Annotated in this window: 21 protein-coding genes and 1 pseudogene; 11 read left to right on the top strand and 11 right to left on the bottom strand. The window is 63.3% G+C overall.

The window, feature by feature from the left end; all coding sequences use genetic code 11:
• Window positions 1–98: 98 nt before the first annotated feature.
• Window positions 99–1646, bottom strand: coding sequence for an acyl-CoA synthetase (locus tag IVB22_RS30925; protein WP_247520936.1), 1548 nt, complete (start codon window positions 1644–1646; stop codon window positions 99–101).
• A gap of 131 nt (window positions 1647–1777) precedes the next feature.
• Complete coding sequence (locus IVB22_RS30930) at window positions 1778–2590, bottom strand: crotonase/enoyl-CoA hydratase family protein (RefSeq protein ID WP_247520937.1); 813 nt, start codon at window positions 2588–2590, stop codon at window positions 1778–1780.
• Between the two features lie 103 nt (window positions 2591–2693).
• Here IVB22_RS30930 and IVB22_RS30935 point away from each other — a divergent pair, with 103 nt between their 5' ends.
• Together IVB22_RS30935 and IVB22_RS30940 are read left to right on the top strand one after the other, a co-directional pair.
• Complete coding sequence (locus IVB22_RS30935) at window positions 2694–3566, top strand: SDR family oxidoreductase (RefSeq protein WP_247520938.1); 873 nt, start codon at window positions 2694–2696, stop codon at window positions 3564–3566.
• A gap of 198 nt (window positions 3567–3764) precedes the next feature.
• On the top strand, window positions 3765–5345 hold the full coding sequence (locus IVB22_RS30940; protein WP_247520939.1) for a fatty acid--CoA ligase: 1581 nt from the start codon (window positions 3765–3767) through the stop codon (window positions 5343–5345).
• A 171-nt stretch (window positions 5346–5516) separates the two neighbouring features.
• Here the strand turns inward: IVB22_RS30940 and IVB22_RS30945 are convergent, their stop codons facing one another.
• Window positions 5517–6791 carry an acyl-CoA dehydrogenase family protein gene (locus IVB22_RS30945; protein ID WP_247520940.1) on the bottom strand — a complete coding sequence of 425 codons (1275 nt, stop codon included), beginning with the start codon at window positions 6789–6791 and terminating at the stop codon, window positions 5517–5519.
• Between the two features lie 226 nt (window positions 6792–7017).
• Between IVB22_RS30945 and IVB22_RS30950 the strand changes: the two are divergent.
• Window positions 7018–7796: pseudogene (locus tag IVB22_RS30950) on the top strand (enoyl-CoA hydratase-related protein).
• Window positions 7797–8022: 226 nt separating this feature from the next.
• Here the strand turns inward: IVB22_RS30950 and IVB22_RS30955 are convergent.
• From IVB22_RS30955 to IVB22_RS30965, 3 genes are read right to left on the bottom strand one after another with little or no spacing between them, the layout of a single operon-like run.
• A complete protein-coding gene (locus IVB22_RS30955) occupies window positions 8023–8397 on the bottom strand; it encodes a DUF6285 domain-containing protein (RefSeq protein ID WP_247520941.1) in 375 nt (124 codons plus the stop codon).
• Between the two features lies 1 nt (window position 8398).
• Entirely contained in the window at window positions 8399–9385 is a 987-nt protein-coding gene (locus IVB22_RS30960) for a phosphotransferase family protein (protein WP_247520942.1), read from the bottom strand.
• The gene (locus tag IVB22_RS30965) at window positions 9382–10173 is read right to left on the bottom strand and encodes an enoyl-CoA hydratase/isomerase (RefSeq protein WP_247520943.1); all 792 of its coding nucleotides are present in this window, start codon (window positions 10171–10173) and stop codon (window positions 9382–9384) included. The genes IVB22_RS30960 and IVB22_RS30965 overlap by 4 nt, the downstream gene beginning before the upstream one ends.
• Before the next feature lie 164 nt (window positions 10174–10337).
• Here IVB22_RS30965 and IVB22_RS30970 point away from each other — a divergent pair, with 164 nt between their 5' ends.
• Complete coding sequence (locus IVB22_RS30970) at window positions 10338–11117, top strand: SDR family NAD(P)-dependent oxidoreductase (RefSeq protein WP_247520944.1); 780 nt, start codon at window positions 10338–10340, stop codon at window positions 11115–11117.
• A gap of 218 nt (window positions 11118–11335) precedes the next feature.
• On the opposite strand, the gene htpX is transcribed toward IVB22_RS30970, so the two are convergent.
• Window positions 11336–12277, bottom strand: coding sequence for a zinc metalloprotease HtpX (gene htpX / locus IVB22_RS30975; RefSeq protein ID WP_247520945.1), 942 nt, complete (start codon window positions 12275–12277; stop codon window positions 11336–11338).
• A gap of 209 nt (window positions 12278–12486) precedes the next feature.
• A complete protein-coding gene (locus IVB22_RS30980) occupies window positions 12487–14067 on the bottom strand; it encodes an amidase (protein ID WP_247520946.1) in 1581 nt (526 codons plus the stop codon).
• A 157-nt stretch (window positions 14068–14224) separates the two neighbouring features.
• Between IVB22_RS30980 and IVB22_RS30985 the strand changes: the two genes are divergently transcribed.
• The 5 genes from IVB22_RS30985 to IVB22_RS31005 all read left to right on the top strand — a co-directional run bounded on the left by IVB22_RS30985 (window position 14225) and on the right by IVB22_RS31005 (window position 20180).
• The gene (locus IVB22_RS30985) at window positions 14225–15967 is read left to right on the top strand and encodes a transcriptional regulator (RefSeq protein WP_247520947.1); all 1743 of its coding nucleotides are present in this window, start codon (window positions 14225–14227) and stop codon (window positions 15965–15967) included.
• Window positions 15968–16087: 120 nt separating this feature from the next.
• Complete coding sequence (locus IVB22_RS30990; protein ID WP_247520948.1) at window positions 16088–16468, top strand: VOC family protein; 381 nt, start codon at window positions 16088–16090, stop codon at window positions 16466–16468.
• Window positions 16469–16636: 168 nt separating this feature from the next.
• Window positions 16637–17965 (top strand): amidohydrolase, encoded by a 1329-nt coding sequence (locus IVB22_RS30995; protein WP_247520949.1) that lies wholly within the window; start codon window positions 16637–16639, stop codon window positions 17963–17965.
• 170 nt (window positions 17966–18135) lie between these two features.
• Window positions 18136–19410, top strand: a complete 1275-nt coding sequence (locus IVB22_RS31000; protein ID WP_247520950.1) for an acyl-CoA dehydrogenase family protein — start codon at window positions 18136–18138, stop codon at window positions 19408–19410.
• Between the two features lie 149 nt (window positions 19411–19559).
• Entirely contained in the window at window positions 19560–20180 is a 621-nt protein-coding gene (locus IVB22_RS31005) for a flavin reductase family protein (protein ID WP_247520951.1), read from the top strand.
• Window positions 20181–20265: 85 nt separating this feature from the next.
• Here the strand turns inward: IVB22_RS31005 and IVB22_RS31010 are convergent, their stop codons facing one another.
• Together IVB22_RS31010 and yghU are read right to left on the bottom strand one after the other, a co-directional pair.
• Window positions 20266–21021 carry an alpha/beta fold hydrolase gene (locus IVB22_RS31010; protein WP_247520952.1) on the bottom strand — a complete coding sequence of 252 codons (756 nt, stop codon included), beginning with the start codon at window positions 21019–21021 and terminating at the stop codon, window positions 20266–20268.
• A gap of 23 nt (window positions 21022–21044) precedes the next feature.
• Complete coding sequence (yghU, locus tag IVB22_RS31015) at window positions 21045–21938, bottom strand: glutathione-dependent disulfide-bond oxidoreductase (protein ID WP_247520953.1); 894 nt, start codon at window positions 21936–21938, stop codon at window positions 21045–21047.
• A 255-nt stretch (window positions 21939–22193) separates the two neighbouring features.
• Between yghU and IVB22_RS31020 the strand changes: the two genes are divergently transcribed.
• Window positions 22194–23291, top strand: coding sequence for an aminotransferase class V-fold PLP-dependent enzyme (locus IVB22_RS31020; RefSeq protein ID WP_247520954.1), 1098 nt, complete (start codon window positions 22194–22196; stop codon window positions 23289–23291).
• A gap of 146 nt (window positions 23292–23437) precedes the next feature.
• Here IVB22_RS31020 and IVB22_RS31025 read toward each other — a convergent pair whose 3' ends face one another.
• Complete coding sequence (locus tag IVB22_RS31025; RefSeq protein WP_247520955.1) at window positions 23438–25096, bottom strand: NAD(P)/FAD-dependent oxidoreductase; 1659 nt, start codon at window positions 25094–25096, stop codon at window positions 23438–23440.
• A gap of 228 nt (window positions 25097–25324) precedes the next feature.
• On the opposite strand from IVB22_RS31025, the gene IVB22_RS31030 reads away from it, so the two are divergent.
• A complete protein-coding gene (locus tag IVB22_RS31030; RefSeq protein ID WP_247520956.1) occupies window positions 25325–26458 on the top strand; it encodes a nitronate monooxygenase in 1134 nt (377 codons plus the stop codon).
• Window positions 26459–26644: the final 186 nt, after the last annotated feature.

The raw sequence follows: 26644 nt of genomic DNA on the forward strand, positions 1-26644 counted from the left end.
ATACTCCGTGCCCTCTCTTATGAGACGCTGGCGAGAGACCTCTTATAAGGCCCGCAGTCGGTGGTTATGGGTCCCTGCTTTCGCAGGGACGACAGAGATCAAATCCTCCGCCCCGCCCGCTCCCAATAGGGATCGCGCAGGCGGCGCTTGAAGATCTTGCCAGAGTCTTCCCGCGGCAGGTTGGACTGAATTTCGATGTGCTTTGGCACCTTGTAATCGGCCAGCGATATCTTGAGCTGTCCGTGGACGGAGGCGATGTCGAGCGTCACGCCCGGCTGCGGCTCCACCACGGCCATCAGCGCCTCGCCAAATTCCGAGTCGGGAATGCCGAACACCGCGCAATCATGCACGCCCGGTATCGCGTGCAGCGCGGCCTCGATCTCGGCCGGATAGATGTTGACGCCGCCTGAAATCACCATGTCGCGCTTGCGATCGCAGATGAAGACATAGCCGTCCGCGTCGATATAGCCGACGTCGCCCGAGGTGATGAAGCCGTCACGATCGATCTCGGTGCGTTTTTCCGGCTTGTTGTGATAGGTGAAATCAGGGTTGCCCGCGATGCGCGAATAGATTTCGCCGATCTCGCCCTGTGGCAATTCCTTGCCGTCGTCGCCGATGAAACGTAGCTCTGCGCCGGGCGAAATCTTGCCGACGGTGCCGGGCTTCCTCAGCGCGTCCTCGGAAGTGGCAAACGTGACGGCGCCCGATTCGGTCGAGCCGTAGAATTCGTAGATAATCGGCCCCCACCATTCGATCATCGCGCGCTTGACGTCGGCCGGACAGGGCGCAGCCGCATGAATGACGTGGCGCAGCGAAGACATGTCGTACTTCCCGCGCACCTCCTCCGGCAGTTTCATCAGGCGGATGAACATGGTCGGCACCATGAAGATGGTGTCGATCTTCTCGGTCTCGATCACGCGCAAAAATTCTTCCGCGTCGAAGCGCGGCATGATCACCAGTGCGCCGCCGAGGCGGCCGGCGCGCAGGCCGAACGAGTTCGGCGCGGAATGATACAACGGCCCCGGAAGCAGCGCACGGGCGCCCGGCTTGAGGCCGTAGATCAAGCTTCGCATGCGCTCGGCATTAGCACTCTGCTCCGGCGTCGGTGCAAAGCGGCGCACGCCCTTGGGATGGCCTGTCGTGCCCGAAGTGTAGATCATGTTCTGCGGCTGCGGCACCGCCGGCCCGTCATAGCGCGGGTGCTGCTTGAGCCAGGATTCAAAATCGATCGCGAAGTCGGGCGTTGCCAGATGATCGGGATTGATCTTGTAATTGCTAAGAATCTCCGGCGGCGTCGGCACGCTGAGCGCTGTGACGCCGGATGGTATCGCCTCACGCAACTGGTGCAGCATGTCGGCATGCGCGATCAGCACCGAGGTGCCGGAATCCTTCAGCACATAGTTGATCTCTTCCGCCTTGAAGTGCCAGTTCACGGGCACACCATAGGCGCCGAGCCGCATCGCGGCATAGGCCGCCTCGATGAAGGCGATGTCGTTGCGCATCAGCATGGCGACGCTGTCGCCCTGTTTGACGCCGAGTTTTTGCAATCCGCCGGCGATGCGGTCGGCGCGATCGGCGACCTCGCCGTGATCGCGCCTGCGCGGGCCGCTGATGATGCCGAGGAAGGGGGAGGAAGTTTCGGTCATTGTCTTCTTTTTCTTATGAGGACTTCTCAGATCGTCATGACCGGGCTTGTCCCGGCCATCCACGTTCTTGCTCGCGGTTACAAAGGACGTGGATCATCGGGACAAGCCCGGTGATGACGGAGTCCTTTGTATCAAGCCTCCGCGAACCGCGGCGGGCGCTTTTCCATGTTGGCGCGCACGGCTTCGGTCTGGTTGGGGCTGCCCAGCAACTTCTGCTGCTCGATGGATTCGGCAAGCAGCGCCGGACCGGGATCGACGGACAAATTGTTCAACATGCGCTTGGCGGCGCGGATCGCATCGGGACTCTTGCCGGCGATTTCGCGCGCGACCTCGAAGGCCGCAGCAAGCGGGTCGTCGCAGATCCGCGTCGCGAGACCGTAGCTCATGGCTTCCTGCGCCGAGAAGATGCGGCCGGTATAGGTGAGGTCACGCAAAATATCGTCGCGGACGAGGCTTGCGAGGATCGGCGTGCCGGCCATGTCGGGCACCAGGCCCCATTTGATCTCCATGATCGACATCCGCGCATCCGGCGTCAGGAAGCGCATGTCGGCGCCGAGCGCGAGTTGGAACCCGCCGCCGAACGCCACGCCCTGGATCGCGGCGATGACCGGCACCGGAAGCTGACGCCAGCCCCAGACCGCAGCTTGCGGAAAGTTCGCCAGTCCATGCGTGCGTGCAGTGAGGTCTCGTTTCTCGCCACCGGCGATCCCGTTACCGCCGTTTTCCTTCATCGCGGCGAAGCGTCCCATATCGAGACCGGCGCAGAACGCTCGCCCCTCCCCGGACAATACTACCGCCCGAACGCCTTTTTCATGGGCGAGCCGCTCGGTTGCAGCCACCAGCGCCTCAAACATCGCGGCATCGAGCGCGTTCATCTTGTCGGCCCGTACCAGCCGGACATCGGCAATGCCATCCGAAATCGAGATCGAGACGCGTTGCTCCATGAAAAATCTCCTCGCTGATATCTTCAGTTGCTGCTTTACAGAACGGCCGTTGCCGGTTTTAGTCAATCGACCAATTAACAGACAATCCCCTTGGGTGGAAACGATGTTCAACGATCAGCTTCTCGCCGGGCGGCGCATTCTCGTGACCGGAGGCGGCACCGGCCTCGGCAAGTCCATGGCCGCACGGTTTCTCCAACTGGGAGCCGAGGTCCACATCTGCGGCCGCCGCAAAATCGTGTGCGACGAGACCGCAACCGAACTGATGGATCTGCACGGTGGGCGCGTGGTCAGCCACGGCGTCGACATCCGCAATGCGATGGCCGTCGACGAAATGATCGAAGCGATCTGGACCTCCGGCCCCCTCACCGATCTCATCAACAATGCCGCCGGCAATTTCATCTCGCGTTCGGAAGAGCTGTCGCCGCGCGGCTTCGATGCCGTCGCCAATATCGTCATGCATGGCACCTTCTACGTCACGCATGCGGTCGGCCGGCGCTGGATCGCCGCCAAGCTGCCCGGCAATGTGGTGTCGATCACCGTGACCTGGGTGCGCAACGGCTCGCCCTATGTGGTGCCGTCGGCGATGAGCAAATCCGCGATCCACGCCATGACCATGTCGCTGGCGGTCGAATGGGGTAAACACGGCATCCGCCTCAACACGATTGCGCCCGGCGAAATCCCGACCGAGGGTATGAGCAAGCGCATCAAGCCCGGCGACGAGGCCGGCGCGCGCACCCGGGCACAGAACCCGATGGGCCGGGTCGGCACGATGGAGGAGCTGCAGAATCTCGCGGTGTTCCTGATCTCCGGCGGCTGCGACTGGATCAACGGCGAGACCATCGCCATGGACGGCGCGCAGGCGCTGGCGATGGGCGGCAATTTCTACCAGTTGCGCGACTGGAGCGACGACGACTGGAACAAGGCGCGCGACTCGATCAAGGCGCAAAACGAAAAGGACCGCGCGGCAAGGGGGTGATCCCCGCTGTCGTCCCTGCGAACGCAGGGACCCATAATCACCGGCGCCCGCTTTTACGAAGGCAACTAGCCGCATCGTTTTGCCGATAGGCCGCGGCGTATGGGTCCCCGCGTTCGCGGGGACGACAGTCCCGTATTGTCTTTGCTGCTGGATGACGCCAAACTCCGCGCAACGAAAACAAGACGCTACGGGAGAGACATGTCTGCACCAGAGCAACTGACGAACCTTGCCGACATGGTGCGCGAGCGCGCCAGGACGCGCGGCGACGCCATCGCCTATGAGTTCGAAGGACGCCAGACCAGCTTCGCCGAGTTTGACATCAAGACCAACCGCGTTGCGAATGCGTTGATCGCGATGGGCGTCAAGCCGGGCGAGCGGATCGCCTACCTCGGCAAGAACAGCGACTTCTATTTCGAGCTCTTGATGGGCGCGATGAAGGCCAAGGTGGTGATGGCACCGGTCAACTGGCGTCTCGCGGGCCCCGAGGTCGCCTTCATCGTCAGCGACTGCAAGGCGCCAGTGCTGTTCGTGGGACCCGAGTTCATCACGCAGGTTCGCAACATCAAGCCGCAATTGGCCGATGTCCGCACGATCATCACGACTGAAGGCGGCGCGCCGGAATGGCAGGATTTTACGGCCTGGCGCGATGCGGCCAGCGGCGATGATCCGAAGGTTGCGATCAGCCCGAAGGACATCGCGATCCAGCTCTACACGTCGGGCACCACGGGCAAGCCCAAGGGCGCGATGCTGTCGCATGCCAACTTCCTCAATCTTGTGAACGCCGGCAGCGAGGCCGAGAAGCCCGAATGGAACAAGTGGACGGCGGACGATGTGTCGCTGGTGGCGATGCCGGTCTTCCACATCGGCGGCTCCGGCTGGGGCGTGATCGGGCTCTATCACGGCGCCAAGGGCGTGATCGCCCACGAGTTCGATCCGACCAAGGTGCTGGATTTCTTCGAGCAGTCCGGGATTACAAAACTGTTCATGGTGCCGGCTGCGATGCAGTTCGTGGTGCGGCAGCCGCGGGCGCGGCAGGTCGATTTCTCCCGGCTGAAATACATGCTCTACGGCGCCTCGCCGATTCCCGCTGCGCTCTTGAAGGAGTGCATCGAGGTGTTCAAATGCGGCTTCGTGCAGTTGTACGGCATGACCGAGACGACAGGCACCATCGCAGCCCTTCCGCCCGAGGACCATGTCGAGGGGCTGGAGCGCATGCGCTCCGCCGGCAAGGCGCTGCCCGGCATCGAGCTTGCGATCCTCGATGCTGACGGCAAGCGGTTGCCGCCGCGCCAGGTCGGCGAAATCGCCACCCGCTCCGGCTCCAACATGGCCGGCTACTGGAACCTGCCCGAGGCGACCGCCAGGACGCTCGGCAGCGACGGCTGGCTGCGCACCGGCGACGCCGGCTACATGGACGAGGACGGCTATCTCTACATCCACGACCGCATCAAGGACATGATCATCTCCGGTGGCGAGAACATTTACCCGGCCGAAGTCGAAAGCGCGATCTGCGATCACCCTGACGTCGCCGAAGCCGCCGTGATCGGCATCCCCGACGACAAATGGGGCGAAGCGGTCAAGGCGATCGTGGTGATGAAGCCCGGCAAGCAGGCGACTGCAACCGACATCATCAATTTTACGCGCGAACGCATCGCAGGATTCAAGACGCCGAAATCGGTCGACTTTTTGGAAGCGCTGCCGCGCAATCCGTCGGGGAAGATTTTGCGGCGGAATTTGCGCGAGCCGTATTGGGCGGGCAAGGATCGGCAGGTGAATTGAACCGTTGTCCATCAACATCGTCGTCCCTGCGAAAGCAGGGACCCATACGCCGTGCCGTCGTTATGCGGGAAGTGTCAATCGCCTTCGTTTGATGCCCAAAACCACGTCCTGTGGTTATGGGTCCCTGCGTTCGCAGGGACGACGTGGTGAGAGAGATGCGCATCGCATCCTCTAATGCTTCCCCGCCCCCATATACCCAAACAGGAATCCCGCGACCTTCCGCTTCTGTATCTCTTCGCTGCCCTCCGTGATGCGGTAGCGGCGGTGGTGGCGGTAGATGTGTTCGAACGGCTTGTGGCGGGAATAGCCCATGCCGCCATGCACCTGCATGGCGCGGTCGGCGGCCTCGCAGCACAGGCGGTTGGCCCAAAAATTACACATCGACACCCGATCCGAGAGCATGTGCTCGACTTGCGCCTGGGTGAGCTGGTCCATTTCCCACGCGGTCTTGCGGATCAGCAACCGCAGCATCTCGGCCTGCGTCGCAAGCTCGACAAGCGGCCACTGGATCGCCTGGTTCTCGGCCAACGCCTTGCCGAACGGCTTTCGCTCGCGCGCGTATTTGACGCTTTCGTTGATGCAGTAGACGGCGGCGCCCAACGAACTCGCCGCCTGCCGGATCCGGTTCTCGTGCACAAAACATTGCGCCAGCGACAGGCCGCGGCCGACCTCGCCGAACAGCGCATCGTCGGGCACGAACACGTCCGTGAAGCTGACGCGCGGATGATCCGTGGGCATGTTGAAGGTCCACATGTATTCCTCGACCTTGACGCCCGGGCTCTTGGCCGGCACCAGCAGGCAGGTAATGCCGCGCGCGTCGCCGTCGTTGCCCGACGTGCGGGCAAACAGCGCGCAATGGGTCGCCACATGCATGCCCGTGGTCCACATCTTCTGGCCGTTGATGATCCAGCCCTTGACGTTGTCGCGGGTCGCCTGCACGGCCCTGGTTTCCATGTGCGTCGCATCCGAGCCGTGCTCGGGCTCGGTGAGGCCAAACGTGATGCGATATTTTCCGGTGATCGATCCGTCGATCATCGCCTTCTGATCGTCGGTGCCGTAGCGGTCGAGCATGGTGACGATGGGCAGATTGCCGACGATCGAATGCTCGTTCTGCAAATCATTGTGCAGGCCGAGGCCTTTCGAGGCGAAATGCTCGCGGATAACGGCCATCCAGAGGTTGGAGCCGTCCTTGCCGCCATAGCGCTTCGGAATCGCGAAGCGCAGATGGCCGGCGGCGTCGGCGAGATTCTTCGCCTTGCGCAGCAGCGCTTCCCATTCATGCCGCGGCAGGCCGCCGTTTTCGAAATCGGTGCGCGCCCATTCGCGGCGATGATCGAAGAAACGGATGTTGTCGTCGGCCTCCTCCAGCGGCTTGATCTCGCGCGCGATGAAGCGATCGAGCTCGTCGAGATAGGCTGTAAGTTCGGCAGGCAGGTTGAAATCCAAGGCGGTCTCTCCCGGAATGTCGTTTGTTTTGATTTGCGTTTAGGCGCTACGAGAGCGCTCCTGCTCGGATCGATTTAGGTGAGAAGACCCGGTCCAAGTCAAGCAACGGAATGGACCTTGGCACGCGCAGGCGCCTTGCGTAATTGGATGGTATCGGACGCCGCGCTGGCGCTATGATCGCGGCCAAATATATTCTTCTCCGCAGAAAATCGAAACGGGAGCAAACATGGACCTGAAATTCTCCAAGGTAACGCGCAAGGGACCGGTCACGATCATCACGCTGTCGCGGCCCGAAGTGTACAATGCGTTGCATATCGACGCGCATTTCGAACTCAACAAGGTGTTCGACGATTTCTCCGCCGACCCTGCGCAATGGGTCGCAATCGTCACCGGCGCCGGCGACAAGGCGTTCTGCGCCGGCAACGACCTGAAATGGCAGGCCGCCGGCGGCAAACGCGGCTGGGACAAGGGCGGTTTTGCCGGCCTCACCTCGCGGTTTGACTGCGACAAGCCGATCATCGCCGCGGTGAACGGCGTCGCGATGGGTGGCGGTTTCGAGATCGCGCTGGCCTGCGACTCATTATCGCCGCGGAGAATGCGACGTTTGCGCTGCCCGAGCCGCGCGTCGGCCTTGCTGCGCTCGCCGGTGGCGTGCACCGGCTGCCGCGGCAGATCGGGCTGAAGCGTGCCATGGGCATGATCCTCACCGCCCGCCATGTCTCGGCGAAGGAAGGCCTCGAGCTCGGTTTTGTGAACGAGGTGGTTCCCGCGGGTGAAGCGCTGGCCGCCGCCGAGCGCTGGGCGGAGACGATCTGCAAGAATTCGCCAATGTCGATCCGCGCCTCCAAACAGGCGATCCAGCGGGGGCTTGACGGATCGTTGGAACAGGCGATCGCTGAGCAGCGCGAGTACCCGGCGGTAAAGGCGATGGCGGCCTCGCAGGATTACATCGAGGGACCGAAGGCGTTTGCGGAGAAGCGCCCGCCGAAATGGCTGGGGAAGTAATGCTCTCGTGTCCCGGACGCGGTGCGGCGCGCAGCGCTGCACCGCAGAGCCGGGACCCATGGCGCCGCAAGTGGACCCCCGGAACAGCAGTGCACCGCTTCGCGCTGCGCTGCATCCGGGGAACGCCGCCGAGATTGCACTCAGCCTTGTAGGATGGGTAGAGCGAAGCGAAACCCATCGCTGGAGTATCGGTGCTCATGATGGGTTTCGCCTCGCTCTACCCATCCTACGATTTTCCCAACTCCCGCTTGTACGACGCGTAGTTCGGCTGATCGACGGCGAGCTTGTCCATCGTGGTCTGCCAGAGATGCTCGGCCAATCCCGGCGTCTGCAGATCGACCTCGCCCTTTGAAATCTTGTCCGACAGCGCACGATTCAGCTCAATCAGTGAACCACCCGCGCCGAGCAACTGCGTCAGCCGCGCTGACTCCGCGGCATCGTTCCCCTGCTCCAACGCCAATTGCCGCGTAACAAGATCCAGCGCGTTGATGCCGACGCGAAGCTTGAACGCGTTGTGGCCCTTGATCTGAGGGACGATCTCGTTGCGGAGGAAATCCGCGACCGCCTTGATCAGTTCGGTGGGTGTCGGTTCGTCCTGCATCTTACCCTCCTCTCGGAGCAAGCAATCTCAGCAAATCGATTTCCGTCTCTGACGAGCGCCGGCCGATCATCGCGCGCTCCATCGAATGATCCGGGCCGGAGCGGAAGCGCTGCATCATGCCGCAGCACATGATGCCCCAGCGCAGCGTGCCCATCACTTCCCAGAACATCACGCGATCCGGATCGACCTTGCGGCCGGCCTCCTCATAGCCCGCGAACAACGCCTCGCGCGTACCAAAACCGCCGACCGGCTTGTCGATCTCGCCGAAGCGCCAGGAGTTGACGCAGATCCAGCCGAGATCCTCCATAGGGTCGCCGAAATGCGCGAGCTCCCAGTCCAGCACGGCGCGGACGCCATCGGGGCCGATGATGAGGTTGCCGTGGCGGAAATCGCCATGCACCAGCGTCAGCTCCTTCGACGGCCCGGGATCGCGCTCGCGCAGCCAGCGCAGCGCCAGTTCGAACACCGGACGCGGCCAGTTGAAGCTGCGATATTCCCGCTCGAGGTCGGCAATTTCCTTTGTCGCACTCATCTCGCGCAGCTTCGGCAATTTCGCAACCGGCAAGCCGTGAATGCCCGCGATCACTCCGCCCAGTTGCCGCGCCAGAATCGGCCGCGCTTGAGCGAACTGCTCATCGCGCAGAATCTTGCGCGCGATGGTCTCGCCCTCGATGCGCTGCATGATGAAGCCGGTGCCGAGTTCGTCGTTAGGCGTGAGCACATGCATCACACGCGGCGACGGCAGGCCGGCGTCGTGCGCGAGTTGCATCAGCGTCGCCTCCGCATCGAGCCCGGCGGCCCGCCCCGGCGACGCGCCATAGCCCGGCGGCGCACGGCGCAGGATGGCGCCGACATTGCCGCTCGCGTGAACGATGTCGAACGTCCAGGTCTCCTGGCTGGCCCCGCCGGAAAGTTTGGCGGCCCCAGTCACGCCGGTCGCTCCCGGATACCAGGAGGCGACGCAGCGTCCGAGTTGGTCCTCGATCATTTGCCTTTGAACTTGGCGGGGCGCTTTTCGAGGAATGCGGTGACGCCTTCCTTGAAGTCTTCCGCCGCGCCCGCGATGCGTTGCGATTCGAATTCGAGGTTGAGCTGTTCCTCGAACGAATTTTCCGGGCTGTCCCAATAGAGTTTTCGGATCAAGGACAGCGCGATCGTCGGGCCATTGGCAAGATCGTGCGCGAGCTTCATCGCCTCTTCCATCAAGACGGCATCGTCATAGACGCGGTTGACGAGGCCCCACTCCAGCGCCTTCTCCGCCGGCAGCCGCTCGCCCATCAACGACAATTCGACCGAGCGCGCCTTGCCAATCATGCGCGGCAGCAGCCAGGTCGAGCCGCAATCCGGCACCAGGCCGATGCGGCGGAACGCCTGCAGGAAATAGGACGAGCGCGCGCACACGATCATGTCGCCCATCAACGCAAAACTCATCCCGGCGCCGGCGGCGGGACCATTGACCGCCGACACGATCGGGCAATGCAGCCGGCGCAGCCGCCGCAGGAACGGATGAAAGCCGATTTCCAGCGATTGCCCGGCATTGCTCTTGCCGGCCTTCTGGTTGTTGCGGCCCTGCAGATTGGCGCCGGTGCAGAACGCGCGCCCCGCCCCGGTCAGCACGAGGCAGCGCACCTCCTCCCGCTTGTCGTCGATCGCATCGAGCGCCTCGCCGAGACCGCCCAGCATGTCCATCGAGACCGCGTTCATGACCTCCTGATGGTCGAGCTTGAGGATGGCGACCGGGCCATCGAAATCGAGCGTGACGTGCTTGAACTGCATTGCTTCCTCATGACTTGTGTTTACGCGCTATTTCGCTGCGCGGAAGATCGGATGTCTCGACCCATATTTGATTTTCCGGACGCGCTTGTCCATGCTTGCAACAGAACATCTGCCCGCCACCGGGCGCACGCCTTAACCCGCGCCACACGAAATGGAAACATCCAATGAGCATCTTTGACCTCACCGGCCGCACGGCGGTCATCACCGGCGGCAATGGCGGCATCGGCCTTGGCATCGCGCAGGCGTTGAACGCGCAAGGCTGCAACGTCTCGATCTGGGGCCGCAACGCGGAGAAGAACACGAACGCGGCGGCAACCATGTCGGCCGGGCCCGGCAAGGTGCATACCCAAATCTGCGACGTCTCCGATCCCGCTTCCGTCAAGGCCGCGATGCAGGTCACCCTCGATACGTTCGGCAGGGTCGATGGCTGCTTCGCCAATGCCGGCGTCGGCGGCGGCGGACGCCGCGCCTTCATCGACCGCACCGAGGAGGAATGGCGAAAAATGTTCGCGACCAATCTCGACGGCGTCTTCCACGTGTTTCAGGCCGCCGCGCGTCACATGACCGAACGCGCCGAGGCCGGCGACAAGTTCGGCCGGCTGGTTGCGACCTCGAGCCTGGCGTCGCTGTTCGGCACCGCGCGCAACGAGCATTACGCCGGAACGAAAGCCGCGCTGAACGCGCTGTGCCGCGCGCTCGCCGTTGAGCTCGCGCGCCACGGCGTCACCGCGAACGCGATCCTGCCGGGCTGGATCAAGAGCGACATGACCGCCGGCATCATGGCCAACGACAAATTCGTCGCCAACGTAATGCCGCGCATCCCGGTGCGCCGCTTCGGCGAGCCCACGGATTTCGGCGGCATCGCGGTGTACATCATGAGCAAGGCGTCGTCGTATCATACGGCGGATTGCTTTGTGATCGATGGCGGGTATACGGCGTTTTGAGTTGGTGTTGATTGGCGCAGAACATCATCGCGCAGAAGGTCGTCAATCCATAGCGCGGCTTGCAGAGACGTGGACTGCTTCGCTCCGCTCGCAATGACGGCGAGAAGCCGTAGGGTGGGCAAAGCGAAGCGTGCCCACCATCGAGCAGCGCGTTCGGTGATGGATGGTGGGCACGGCGCTGACGCGCCTTTGCCCACGCTACGCGACTTCGCGTCAGCTTATCCCCACGGTCCGCGTGATGCCGTGGGCCGGCCCCACGGACTGCGGCGCGGATAGCTGCCGCGGGTGTTGGCGGAAAGCGTTCCGCCGCTCGCGCCCATCTCCGCCGCGAGCTGCTGCAGCGCGGCGATGCGGTTCTCCGTCGCCGGGTGCGTCGTGAACAGATTGTCCACGCCGTGGCCCGACAGCGGGTTGATGATGAACATGTGCGCCGTCGCCGGATTGCGCTCGGCTTCCGGGTTCGGCACCACATGCGCGGCATTCGCGATCTTGGATAGCGCCGACGCAAGCCACATCGGCTGGCCGCAGATGCGCGCGCCGAGATCGTCGGCGGCGTATTCGCGGGTACGGCTGATCGCCATCTGCACCAGCATGGCGCCGAGCGGAGCCAGGATCATCATGGCGATCGAGCCGATGATGCCGGGGCCCTGGTTGTTGTCGCGGTTGCCGCCGAAGAACATGCCGAACTGTGCAACCATCGAGATCGCACCGGCGATGGTCGCGGTGATGGTCATCAAGAGCGTGTCGTGGTTTTTGATATGCGCGAGCTCATGCGCGATGACGCCGGCGAGCTCCTCGCGGCTGAGCGACTGCATCAGGCCCGTGGTCACGGCGACCGCCGCGTTCTGCGGATTGCGGCCGGTGGCAAACGCATTGGGCTGCGCCTCGTCCATCACGAACACGCGCGGCATCGGCAGGCCGGCGCGGCCGGCCAACTCGGCCACGAGATGGACGAGGTCGGGCGCGCTGTTCCGGTCGACCTCATGGGCGCCGTACATCGACAGCACCATGCGGTCCGAATTCCAGTAGGCGAAAATGTTCGTCGCGGCGGCGATCACGAGCGCAATCACGGCACCGCTAGCGCCGCCGATCAGATAGCCGACGCCCATGAAGAGGCCGGTAAGACCGGCCAATAGAATGGCAGTCTTCAAATAGCTCATTGTCGTCTCCCTGCAGCTCACGACAAAAACGCCGCGGCTGGCATCCCACAGGTAGGGATTGCCCCGGCGGGCCTTCAAGATGCCATGGTGCGTCGTGGCGCCGCGCTGCTGGCGGGCCCATGGCGGATTACTAAAGCGTAATCCGCCATATCGGTTCCACTCGCCTGTTTACGGGTAAGGGACCCGGATCGTTCTCCGGAAAGGTCAAATCAGAGTTGAAGCTCCGGTGGCCGGACGAAGCCTCCGAATTTCCGTTCCAGCATGGCCGCGAAGGCCAACGGGGTGCGATCTTCGAGCAGCGGGCCGATGATCTGCACGCCGATCGGAAGACCTGCTTTGGAACGGCCCACCGGCATTACCGTGGCCGGCAAACCCGGCGGCGTTGCGACCGTCGACCAGACGATCAGCGAGAGGTAGGGGTGGGTTTCGCCATCGATGTCGATCGTGCGCTGCTCCTGATCCGGCTTCTGGTCGTGCGGGAATGCGACCACTGAAAACGGCGGACACAGAACCACGTCGAATTCGCGAAACAGGACCGCCCATTGCTGGCGCAGGCGGGCGCGCGCGATTTCACCGGCCATCCATTGGTGGTGATTAAGCAAGGGCGCGCGGGTTCGCCACGCTTTCAGACTGTCGTCATCCGGCATGAGTGCCGCAACTTCCTCCTGGTGCTTCTTGAAAAATTCCGGAGAACGGCCGAAGGCGACGAAGTTGCGCACCATGCGAGTGTGCAAGCGTGCGGATTCGGCGAGATCAGGCAGCAGCGAGCTTGACCGCGCAACTTTCGCGCCCGTCGCCGACAGCCTGCCCGCGAGTTGATCCAGCGCAGCGCGAATTTCGCTCGCCACCGGCAACAAGGGATGACTATCGAGCATCAGGACACGAAAGTCTTTCAAGGCTGCGTGGCGCGCCGGCGGGAGGGTGAGACGGTAAGCGAGCGCATCAGACTCGTCCGGTCCTGCCAGCACGTCCAGCGCCAATGAAAGATCAGCGGCGGTTCGAGCCATTGGTCCGCAGACGCCAAGTCCGCTTGTCAGATCGGTCGCCAACGCGGGCGAGCGCGGCGGCGCCTGGCCGCGTTGCGGGACCAGATTGGATGTGGGCTTGTGGGCGAAAACGCCGCACAGATGCGCCGGTATCCGGGTCGAACCGCTGAGGTCAGAACCGAGCTCCAGCGGCACGTATCCGGCGGCCAGCGCTGCCGCCGAGCCGCCGGACGATCCGCCGGCCGTGCGCTTGATATCCCAGGGATTGTTCGTCGTGCCGTAGATCGGATTGAAGCTCTGCCAGTCGGCGATGGCGATCGCGAGATTGGTTTTGCCCAGGATCACGGCGCCGGCCGCTTTCAGACGAGCAACGGCGACGGCGTCTTCCGGCGCCTGCCAGTCGCGGCCCGCCGGCAGTCCCCAGGTGGTCGGCAATCCCCCGACATTGAACGATTCCTTGACGGTCATGGGTACGCCGAGCAACGGCCGGCGTTCGCCGCGCGCCAGCGCCGCATCGGCCTGCACTGCCGTTGCATGGGCGCGTTCGAAATCGCGCACCACTACGGCATTGATACGGGAATCCAGCGCCTCGATCCGGCGCACGGCATGATCGAGCAACTCCACCGCGGAAACCTTGCGGGCATCGAGCAGCGCCCGCAGCTCACTAACGCTGCGGTAATCCAGACCCTGCCCTGACGCGGCTGCGCGCGCGCTCTGGGCGGAAGCCGGATTGGGCGGCGTGCCAGCCATGGTCGCCAAGGTGCTGGCGGCCGCGCCCAGAAAGAAACGTCGGTTCATGGTCATGATTGGCTCTCCTCTCCGCCTGCGGCGCGGACGCCATTCCCGTTGCCGACGATCTGGCCTAGGATCGGGGGCGAGCATGGCGTCGGCATTGCCGCCGTTCTGTTTCGGTTGGGAGAGTTTGGGCGCGTTGACGCCGCGACACCCGAAAGAGTGCCGAATGAACGCCGAAATTGGCGCGAAAACCGAGCCGACGGCCGCGGACGGTGGCACGCCAGTCACAATTGTCGGCGGCGTGCTGCGCTTCGCGGGCTTCGAGGTCGATCTCGGCCGGGGCGAACTGCGCGTTGGCGGCGCCCCGGTTTCCCTCCGTCCAAAGACCTTTGCGTTGCTCGCCTATCTGGCCGGTCATCCCGGCCGGCTGTTGACCAAGGACGAACTGATCGAAGCGGTATGGCCCGATGTGACCGTGACCGACGACTCGCTGGTGCAATGCGTCAGCGAACTTCGGGCCGCCCTTCGAGACGATGGTCAGGGCCTGATCAAGACTGTTCCGCGTCGTGGTTACCTGTTCGATGCAACTCCGGCCGATCCGGCACGCACCGATGTCGCGCCCCTGACAACCCAAAACGCTGCACCTGGCAACGATGCACAGCTGCGCTCGCCTTCGCACAGGGGATCATTGCTGCCGCTTCTGGCCCTCGCGAGCGTCATCGCGTTCGCGGGCATGCTTTGGCTCGCGCTTTCATATCGCGGGCAAACCGACGCTGTCGTCGGCAAGCACACGATTACCATTCTGCCGCTAGCCGGCGTTGGCGGCCAGAATGCAGGCGACCTCGCCGAGGCCGTCACGGAAGATCTGACCATCGAAGTGTCGCGTCTGCCCGACACGCTCGTGATTGCGCCTCCGGCAGGAAATGGGGCGGCGGGTGGAGAGAAGAGCATCGACAGCCAGTTGGCCACCTATGCCCTGAGCGGCAGCCTGCAGCGGCAGGGCGAAGCGGTTTCGATCGCGGTGAAATTGCAGGCGACGGCCACCGGCGCGCTGCTATGGTCGGGGCGCTTCGACTATGGCGAGCAGGCCGGATGGAATTGGCGTCGCGACATCACGGCGCGCATCGCCAATGAACTGAGGGTTCGCTTCGACGATAGCAGAACGTTCGACAAGCCTTACGCCGGCCGTACCTTCGCGGCCATCGACCCGACGCTTGAAGGCTGGCGTCTGTTGAGACGGCTGCATACGCGCGACATGCCGCAGCGCGCCCGCACCCTGTTCGAGCAGGCGCTGGAGATTGATCCTGATTCCGCCACGGCGCTCTCGGGCCTGGCGCTCAGCCACATCACCGAAGTGCTGAACCGCACGAGCGGAAATCCCCACAACCAGACGGCGCTGGCCGCGCAGGCGATCGAACGCTCGCTGGCGCTGCAGCCCAACGATCCCCGCACCAACTATTTTCGCAGCCTCGTGCTGTCGGCGCAGGGAAGATTGGACGAAGCCGAACAGGCGGTGCAGCGCGCGCTGTCACTCTATCCAAACTATCCTCGGGCGCTGCAGCGCCTGGGATTTCTGAAGCTCCAGCAAGGCCGCGCCGAAGAGGTCGCCGAACTGGTCACGCTGTCGCTTCGCCTCGATCCGGCCAATGCCGAACAGGTAAGTCTTGGCTACTTCACGCTGGGCATGGCGGAATTTCATCTGCGCCATGACGATGCCGCCTACGAGCATATGCGGCAGGCGACCATCAGCAGCCCGCAAAATGCTTTTCCATGGCAATGGCTCGCCGCGATCGACGCGCTGCACGGCCGTACCGAACAGGCCAGGATGAATCTGGTGGAGTATCAAAAGCGCAATCCGGGTCACACCGTCGGCGCCCTGAAGGCCTCGGAGCTGTCGCGCCATCCCGCATTCTGGCAGGAACGCAATCGCTTCTACGAAGGGTTGAAGCTGGCCGGGTTGCCCGAATAGGCGTTGCACCCGCCCGGCACGTCGTCCTGCCTGCTTGTGCAACGCCCGTGCAGCTGTTTACATTCCCCGCAGGCGGGCGGCGTGGTCCATTCGCTCCAAGAACCGGGAGGAATATAGAATATGTTTTCGCACGTCATGATCGGCACCAACGACCTCGAAAAGGCCAAGGCGTTCTACGACGCTCTGCTCGGCACGCTCGATATCCGGCCGGCCAGGGTCGACGGCCACCGCATCTTCTACTTCACCAAGACCGGCGTGTTCTCGGTGTCGAAGCCGATCAACGGCGAGCCGGCGACGCATGCCAATGGCGGCACCATTGGTTTTGCGGCGAACTCACCCGAGCAGGCTGACGCGTGGCATGCGGCAGGCATCGCCAATGGCGGAAAGAGCTGCGAGAATCCGCCCGGCATCCGCGAAGGCTCGGCCGGAAAGATGTATCTCGCCTATTTGCGCGATCTCGACGGTAACAAGATCTGCGTGATGCATCGGATGCCGACGTAGGAGCGGATCGTAGGGTGGGCAAAGCGCAGCGTGCCCACCATTCAAGACAACGGTCGCGGATAGATGGTGGGCACGCGGAGCCTGTCATCGGGCGCGCATTCGCGCGACCCGGTGGCTTTGCCCACCCTACGCACAGAGCGCTGCGATGCAATCAAGGGAGGTTGCGCAATGAATCGATTTGTCAGATCCCTGGTGGCATCCGTCGCCCTGTTCGCTACCTCGCTGCCGGCCCATGCCGAACTCGATGTCCCCAGTCTGAAGAAGGCGATCGCGACATCGCTCGCCAGCGACTATCCAAAGCTCGACGCGCTTTACAAAGAACTCCACGCCCATCCCGAACTTGCCTTTCAGGAACTGAAAACCGCAGCCAGGCTCGCCGCAGAGATGCGCGCGCTCGGGTTCGAGGTCACCGAGAATGTCGGCAAGACCGGGCTGGTCGCCATCTACCGGAACGGCGATGGACCCACCATCATGGTGCGTACCGAACTCGATGCGCTGCCGATGGAAGAAAAGACCGGCCTCGACTATGCGAGCCGCGACAAGGCCAACTGGAACGGGCGGGAGGTGTTCGTCGCCCATAGCTGCGGCCACGACATCCACATGGCGAGCTGGGTCGGAACGGCGAAGACGCTGCTTGGCCTGAAGGAGCAGTGGCGGGGCACGCTGATGTTCATCGCCCAGCCGGCGGAAGAGATTGTGGCAGGCGCCCGTGCCATGATTGTGCAGGGCCTGTTCACGCGCTTTCCCAAGCCCGACGCCGCCTTTGCCCTGCATGCCGGCCCATTCTCTCATGGGACGGTCTTCTATCGTACCGGGGTCGGCACGTCCGCTGCCGACAGTCTCGAGGTGACATTCCACGGCCGCGGCGGTCACGGTTCGGCGCCGCACACGACCATCGATCCCGTAGCGATTGCGGCGCGGTTCATCGTCGACGTACAAAGCGTGATCAGCCGCGAAAAGGATCCAACTGAATTCGGCGTCGTGACCATCGGCGCCATTCACGGCGGCACCGCTGGAAATATCATTCCCGACTCCGTGCAACTCTCCGGCACCATTCGCTCGTTCAAGCCCGAAGTTCGCGCCAAACTGCATGCCGGGATCGAACGAACGGCAAAGGCCGCTGCCGCCATGTCAGGCGCACCCGCGCCCGATATCAGGATCGCCGAGGGCACCAAGCCCGTCATGAACGATCCCGATGTGGTCGCCGCCACTGCTGAAGCGTTGAAGTCGGCATTTGGCGACAAGTTCAGGGTTTCGCCGCCGGGGACCGCCAGCGAGGATTTCTCCGAATACGCCGGTGCAGGCGTGCCATCGATGATGTTCAACATCGGCGTCTATGACCAGGAACGTATCGACGCAGCCCGCAACGGCGGGTCGCCAATACCGTCCAATCATTCGCCACTGTTTGCGCCGGTGCCGAAGCCGACCATCGAAACCGGCGTCACCGCGATGACGCTCGCGGTGCTCAGCGCGTTCGACAAGGCCCGGCGCAAATGAGAGTGGGAACGTAATTCGCCCATATCGGGACACTAGCCTGGCTTCCCACGAGGCGGAAAATCGCGCCCCTTTCGCGCGTGCTTGTACAAGCCCTGCCCGCCCGTCTACATTGCCGGCCAACGAGCCGAGTGCGCGCCCGCAGACGATCTGCGCAATGGGAGGAATAATCCATGAAACACGCCTACATCCCGCGAACGACGACCTACAATCTCAATCCGGGCGAAGAACTCAACGATTTGCGCATGTCGGACGAGGTCCGTCCGCTGTACGAGCATGTCAAGAAATTCATCCGCGAAACCGTCGATCCGATGTCGGTCGAGTTCATGCGGCTCGGCGAAGGCAAGACGGACCGCTGGAGCTTTACGCCGGAACAGCTCGCGGTGCTGCAGAAGGCCAAGGACAAGGCCAAGGAAGAAGGCCTGTGGAACTTCTTCCTGCCTGACGACGAGACCGGCCAGGGCCTTAAGAACCTCGACTACGCCTATATCGCGGTCGAACTCGCCAAGAACCCGCTGGCCTCCGAGACCATGAACTGCTCGGCGCCCGACACCGGCAACATGGAAGTGCTGGAGCGCGTTGGCACCAAGGCGCAGAAGGAGAAGTGGCTGAAGCCGCTGCTCGCGGGCGAGATCCGCTCGGCTTACGCGATGACCGAACCGAATGTCGCCTCGTCGGACGCCAAGAACATTTCGACCACGGCAAAACTCGTCGGCGACGAATGGGTGATCAACGGCGAGAAGTATTACATTTCCGGCGCCGGCGACCCGCGCTGCAAGATCATGATCGTGATGGTGAAGACCAATCCCGATGCGCCGCCGAGCAAGCAGCAATCGCAGATCCTGGTGCCGATCGACACCCCCGGCGTGGAAATTCTGGGCCCGATGCACGTGTTCGGCCACGACCACGCGCCACGCGGCCATATGCACCTGCGCTTCAACAATTGCCGGGTGCCGAAGGAGAACATGCTGCTCGGCGAAGGCCGCGGCTTTGAAATCTCGCAGGTCCGCCTCGGGCCGGGCCGCATCCATCACTGCATGCGCACGATCGGCAAGGCGGAAAAGGCGCTCGACCTCATGGTGTCGCGCGGGCTGACCCGCGAAGCTTTCGGCAAGAAGATCGCCCATCTCGGCGGCAATCTGCAGATCATCGCGCAGGCGCGCTGCGAGATCGAGGCGATGCGGCTGATGGTGCTGAAAGCCGCCAAGGCGATGGACGTGCTCGGCAACAAGGAAGCGCGGATCTGGGTCAGCATGGTCAAGGCCATGGTGCCGGAACGCACCTGCAAGATCATCGACCAGGCGATCCAGATGCACGGCGCCACCGGCATTTCGCAATGGAGCCCGCTCGGCGAAATGTACCAGGATGTGCGTCACCTCCGCTTCGCCGACGGTCCGGACGAGGTGCACTGGATGGTGGTCGGAAGGCACGAGCTGAGCATGCCGTAGGCTGACCTGCGTAGGGTGGGCAAAGGCGCGCAAGCGCCGTGCCCACCACCTATCCAGAACGTTGTCTTCAATGGTGGGCACGCTTCCGCCTTCGCTCTGCGAGCTACGGCGGACAAGCCGCTTTGCCCACCCTACGCGGAGCCTCTTGCATGCAATACGATCCCAGCGACCTCAAACCCCGCGAGCGCTACAAGGTGCTCACATCGTTCGTGCTGCCGCGGCCGATCGCGTGGGTGACGTCGATGGGACCTGCCGGCGTGGTCAATGCGGCGCCGTTCAGTTTCTTCAACGTGTTCTGCGAGGATCCGCCGCTCTGCATGTTCGCCGCCAATTTGCGGCCCGACGGCCGGGTGAAGGATACCGTGATCAACATCCGCGCGACGAACGAATTCGTGGTCAACATGACCGACGAGGCGCTGGCGCATGCGATGCATGAGAGCAGCGGCGATTTTCCCCCTGATATCGGCGAGCCGGATTACCTCAATCTCAAGCTGGCGCCCTCGACCAAAATCGCCGTGCCGCGACTGGTGGATGCGCCTTTTGCGATGGAGTGCAAGACCTGGAAGGAAATCGACGTCAACGGCGATCGGCTGCTGGTGATGGGCGAAGGCATCCACTTCCACATCCGCGATGAATTGTGGGACCACGCCGCGATGCGCGTCCATATGGATCGCTATCACCCGATCGGCCGCATGTTCGCGGATCGTTACTGCCGGACGGATGACCGCGTGGTGTTTCCGCCGGCCGAGGGGGCGAAGACGGCGGTCTAGGCGTAGGATGGGTGGAGCGCAGCGATACCCATCGGCATCACGAACGGTATTGATGGGTATCGCTTCGCTCCACCCATCCTACGGACTATGGCGCCGGCCGATGCGCGCGCAGGAAGGACCGGATCTGGCGCACCGCGAGCGGCACCCGCTCTTTCGGCTCCTTCCACGGAAATAAACTCACTTCCGCATTCGGCGCCAGCATCGCGCTCTCCATGGCAACCGCATAAGGATGCGCCGGGATGTCGTCGGGCAGGATCAGCACCGGCGTCTGACATTGCCGCACGAAATCGCGCGTCACGGTGAAGACGAAATCCGGGTTGGTCCGGTACATCCGCGTCAGGAATTTTTCGGCCTGCTCCATCGTGATGTCGGGCCGGCGTTTTGTCAGTTCCGGCGCCCAGCCTTTCATGTTGTTGTCGTAGAACAGGTCGCGCATTTCGGGACGCGAGCCTGACGGCATCGCCAGCACGCCGGCAACGACGCGATCTGGGGCGCGCTTGAGCAGATTCCAGATCAGCGGGCCGCCGATGCAGAATCCCAGCACCATGAATTTTTCGAACCCGAGATGGTCCATCAGCGCGAGCTGGTCGTCGGTGTGGGAATCCCAGGGGCGATCGATATCGAGCGGGCCGGAGGACTGGCCGGGTGGCGCATTGCGCAGGTCGTAGGCGATGCAGCGGTACTCGTCGCCAAACTCCTTCATGGCGTTGAAGGGCGGATAGTCGCCGGTGATGCCAGCGATGTTCGAGTTCAGCCCGCCGCCGGCAATCAAGAGCAGCGGGAAGCCGGAGCCGGCTTCCTGATAGTGGATGCGGACGGCGCCCTTTTCGAAAAAGCTCATGGTGGTTTCCCCCTGCCCGCGCTTTACGTTGTGACGGGCTCGCCGATCTTGTCCTGCGTCTTGGTGTCGAAATCGCTGGCGTCGTGCCGCTCGTGCAACTGGCTCGCCGGATCGCCCGAGATACGGTTGACCATGCGCCCGCGCTTCACGGCGGGGCGTTTTGCAATCGCGTCGGTCCAGCGCTGCACGTTCTTGTATTCGTGCACCGACAGGAATTCGCCGGCGCCGTAGACGAGGCCCTTTGCCAGCGCGCCATACCAGGGCCATGTCGCCATGTCGGCGATCGTATAGTCCTTGCCTGCGAGATATTCGCTGCTCGCCAAACGCCGGTCGAGCACGTCGAGTTGGCGCTTCACCTCCATGGCGTAGCGGTCGATGGCGTACTCGATCTTGGTCGGCGCGTAGGCGTAGAAATGGCCAAAGCCGCCGCCGAGAAACGGCGCGCTGCCCATCTGCCAGAACAGCCACGACAGGCATTCGGCCCGCGCCTCGCCGCCGGCCGGCAGGAACGCCCCGAACTTTTCGGCAAGATGCACGAGGATCGCACCGGACTCGAACACCCGGATCGGCTGAGGCCCGCTGCGGTCCATCAGCGCCGGGATTTTCGAGTTCGGATTGACAGAGACAAAACCGCTGCCGAACTGGTTGCCGTCGATCCTGATCAGCCAGGCGTCGTATTCCGCGTCGCCGAAGCCAGCCGCGAGCAGCTCCTCGAACATGACGGTGACCTTGACCCCGTTCGGCGTCGCCAGCGAATAGAGCTGAAATGGATGCCGGCCGACCGGCAGTTCGGCCTCATGCGTGGGCCCTGCGATCGGGCGGTTGATGCTGGCAAAGCGGCCGCCGCTTGCCTTGTTCCAGGTCCAGACTTTTGGAGGCTCGTAAACTGTGGGGTCGTTGACGGGGGCGTCGGTCATTCGGGTTGGCTCCAGGCTTCTTCGGCCGTCTCGCGGTTCAAGTGATCCGTCGTGCGGCGGCCGCCGCAATCCATGTAAGGTTTCGTATCAGCAGCGCAACCAAACAAAAAGCGCGCAAAAATCAGGGGAGCAATGCGCCATGCTGCGCCTGCCCTAATCGCACGGCAAGGCGGGTGTACTCGGAGCAATGCTCCTGTGGCTGGCGTAGTCGAGATCGGCCATAATAGATGGGTCGCTACAAAAGAGACCATCCACATGCTCCCATCACAGCGCGCCTTGTTCGAGATACCGCGCCAGATTTGCTACCTGAATGCCGCCTCCTACAGCCCGCTGCCGCTTCGGACTCTGGAGGCCGGCCGCGCCGCGGTGCTCCGCAAGGGTACGCCGTGGACGCTCGAGGCTTCCTTCGCCAACCAGCAGCATGAACGCGCGCGCCTTGCTGCCGCCCGGCTGATCAATGCCGAGGCCTCCGATGTCGCGCTGATTGCCTCGATCAGCTACGGGGTTGCGACCGCCGCGAAGATCGTGCCGATCGGGCGCGGCACGCGCGTGCTCGTGCTGGAGAACGATCATTCATCACCGGTGCTCGAATGGCAGACGCGGGCCGAGGCGGAAGGCTTCACCGTCGAGACGGTTCGGCAGCCGGACGACGGCGACTGGACATCGGCGGTGCTTGCCGCGATCGAACGATCTGGCGCCGAGCCGGTCAGCCTGGCCTCGATCTCATCGGTGCACTGGTCGGACGGCGGGCTGATCGATGTCGACAAGGTCGGCCCGGCGCTCCGGCAGCGGGGTGCGGCTTTCCTGATCGACGCGACGCAAGGCGCCGGCGTGCTGGCGACGGACGTAAAGCGTCTCGACCCGGATTTCCTGATCTTCCCGACCTACAAATGGCTGCTCGGCCCTTACGGCCGCGCCTTTCTCTATGTTGCAAAACGCCATCAAGGCGGTATCCCGCTCGAACAGACCGCGTCCGGCCGCCGCAACGTGCGCGCCGAGAACGCGGTCTATTTCACCGACGTCAGCTACGTTCCCGATGCACGGCGCTTCGACATGGGCGAGCGCGATCATTTCATTTCGATGGAGATGGCCTCGATCGGCATGGAGATGATGGTCGAATGGGGGACGCCGGCCATTGTGGCAACGTCTCACGATGCTGACGGAACGGATCGCGCAAGCCGTGCGCGGCCTCGGCGTCCACGTTTTCGAACCGCATCTGCGGGCGCCGCATGTATTGAGCCTCGCATTCAAGGGCGGAATGCCGGCCGGCCTGATCGAAGGACTGGCAAGCGAAGGCGTCTATGTCGCGCCGCGCCTGGGGCGCATGCGAGTGTCGCCGCACGTGTACAATGACGAGGCTGATGTCGATCGGTTTGTTGAGGTGTTGACGCGGCGGCTGCGAAGCTGACTTGTAGGGTGGCAAAGCGAAGCGTGCCCACCACTAATGCTCCGCTCGTGAGGGTGGGCACGCTGCGCTTTGCCCACCCTACGGGAGCGGATTAGGACGCCGCCATCTCTCGCGGCTGCTCCGCCCTCTCCATCACAAAACCCTCATAGCCCTTGGCTGCGACGTCGTTGCAGATCTGCCGGTAGGGGCCGACGCCACCGATGTAGGGCATGAAAATCCTTGGCTTGCCGGGGACGTTGGCGCCCATGTACCAGGAATTGGCCTGCGGGTAGAGCGTGGTGTAGGCGACCTCGTTGACATGGGCGACCCATTTGTCTTCGGCAGCGGCGGCCGCTTCCATGGTATCGAGGCCGCGATTGCGCATGTACGCCATGCAGTCGGTGATCCAGTCGACGTGCTGCTCGATCGAGACGATCATGTTCGACAGCACCGACGGGCTGCCCGGACCGGTGATGACGAAGAGATTGGGAAAACCTGCGCTCATCAGGCCGAGATAGGTGCGCGGGCCTGCGGCCCATTTCTGGTTCAACGTCTGCCCGCCGCGGCCTCTGATATCGATCTTCGCCACCGACCCCGTCATGGCGTCAAAACCGGTCGCCAGCACCAGCGCATCGACCTCGTAGTCCTTGCCGGCCACGCGCACCGCGCCTTCAGCGATCTCCTCGATCGGATTCGACTTGATGTCGACCAGCGTCACGTTGGGGCGATTGAAGGTCGCGAAATAATCGGTGTCGATGCAGATGCGCTTGGAGCCGATCGGATGGTTGTTCGGCTGCAGCAGCTTTGCCGTCTCCGGGTCCTTCACGATCTCCGCAATCTTCTCGCGGACGAAATTGGCGGCGGTGTCGTTGGCCGCCTGATCCAGCGCGAGGTTGTTGTAGACCGACATGAAGGTGAGCCCGCCCCGGTTCCAGCGTGCCTCGTATTTCGAGCGGCGCTCATTGTCGCCGTCATCGAGCGCGCCGCGATCGGGCATTTCGGTATAGATGCCGTTCTTCGCCACCTCGCGCGCAAAACGCCTGATCTCGGGATAGTTGGCGCGAAACTTCTCCCGCTCCTGCTCGCTGAGCGCAGCGTTGCGGGCGGGAATGGAGAAGTTCGCCGTGCGCTGAAACACCGTGAGCTGGCTCGCCTGTTCGGCGATAACGGGCACTGACTGAATCCCTGACGATCCGGTGCCGATGACGGCGACGCGCTGGCCGGTGAAATCGACTTCTTCATGCGGCCAGTGGCCGGTGTGGTAGACCTTGCCCCTGAACTTATCGAGCCCCTTGATGTCGGGCATCCGCGCGTTCGACAGGCAACCAGTGGCGAGCACGACGAATTTTGCGGTGACTGTCTTGCCGTCGGAAGTCCTGACCGACCACCGCGAGGTCGTCTCGTCGAAGGCAGCGCTTTCGACGCGGGTGTTGAACTGGATGTCGGGCCGCAGGTTGAAGCGGTCGGCGACGTGGTTGGCGTATTTCAAAATCTCCGGCTGCGGCGCGTAACGCTCGCTCCAGTCCCATTCCTGCTGCAGCTCTTCCGAGAACGAATAGGAATACTGCATGCTCTCGACGTCGCAGCGCGCGCCGGGATAGCGGTTCCAGTACCAGGTGCCACCGACGCCCGAGCCCTGCTCAAAGACGCGCGCCGTCATCCCCTGCCCGCGCAACCGATGCAGCATGTACATGCCGGCAAAGCCCGCACCGACCACGACGACGTCGTAGGCCTCGATGGGTTTGGCGGTAACGGAAGACGTGGCGGACATAAAGGCAGGCTCCCTTGCAGATTATCTATTGATTTGGTCGCCAGCATTCTCTCCGCAGCGTGAAAGCGCAAGACGCAAATCGGCGGCATGGCATTGCATATTTTGCGAGGTGGAATGTTCGTTCCTCAAGGCGAGGGGCAAGGCCGCTTGGCATGCAAGCCTCCAATGCGCTAGCGTCTCGGAAAGCCGAACAGCAACCTGGAAATGCTGCCGCCGGGAGGACCAACCATGAAATCGCCGATCTGCGACATGCTGGGAATCGAGTTTCCGCTGCTAGCCTTCAGCCATTGCCGAGACGTCGTGGCAGCGGTCAGCCGCGCCGGCGGCTTTGGCGTGCTGGGCGCGACCGCGCATTCGCCTGAAACGATCGAGCAGGAACTGAAATGGATCGACGATCACACCGACGGCAAGCCCTACGGGCTCGACGTGCTGATCCCGGAAAACATCTCGACCGCGGGCGAAAAGGGCGTCACCTGGAAAAGCCTGGAGGCGCGGATCTCGCCGCAGCATCGCGACTTCACGCGGAACCTGCTGAAGAAATACGGCGTCGAATTGACGACGACCAACGTAGCCGACAACCAGCCGCAGCCGTTCGACGCGCAGCGCGCGCTCGAAGTGCTCGACGTCTCCTTCCGCCATCCGATCAAGCTGATCGCGAATGCGCTCGGCGTGCCGCCGAAGCAGATGATCGATATGGGCCGCAAGCACGGCGTGCCGGTTGCGGCACTCGTGGGTTCGAAGGAGCACGCGCTACGGCAAGTTGCGGCCGGCGTCGATATCCTGGTAGCCCAAGGCACCGAGGCCGGCGGCCATTGCGGCGAAGTCTCGACCATGGTGCTGGTGCCCGAGGTGATCAAGGCGATCAAGCCGATCCGCGACGTGCCGGTGCTGGCGGCGGGCGGCATCATGACCGGGCGGCAGATGGCGGCGTGCATGGCGATGGGCGCGGCGGGCGCATGGACCGGCTCGGTGTGGCTGGCGACGGTGGAATCGGAGACGACCGAAATTTTCCGCGAAAAAATGATCGCGGCTTCCTCGCGCGACGCGGTGCGCTCCAAGGGCCGCACCGGAAAGCCGGCGCGGCAATTGCGTTCGGTGTGGACGGATGCATGGGACCGCGGGCCGGATAGTCCCGGCGCGCTGCCTATGCCACTGCAGAGCATCATCAGCCGCGACGCCTTCAACTCGATCGACCGCGCCGCCGCCGCCGGCAATGTGCAGGCACGCGATCTCGTGACGTACTTTGTCGGCCAGGGCGTCGGCCTGATCGACAGCGTGAAATCGGCCGGCGCGGTGGTGCAGGAATTCAAGGAGGATTTCGCCGATGCGGTGGAGCATATGAATGCGCTGATGGAGGAGTGAGTGCGAAAATCTCGTAGGGTGGGCAGAGCGAAGCGTGCCCACCATTTTTCGAGCAAGACGTTAGATGGTGGGCACGGCGCAAGTGCGCCTTTGCCCACCCTCATATGGGGATTTGTGAGTCAAGTCCTTTGACGGGCTTGGGTTGGGTTTGGCAGGGCGCGAGGGCGGCGCGCGAAGCCATGCGAA

Source organism: Bradyrhizobium sp. 190, assembly GCF_023073415.1.
Taxonomy (GTDB): Bacteria; Pseudomonadota; Alphaproteobacteria; order Rhizobiales; family Xanthobacteraceae; genus Bradyrhizobium.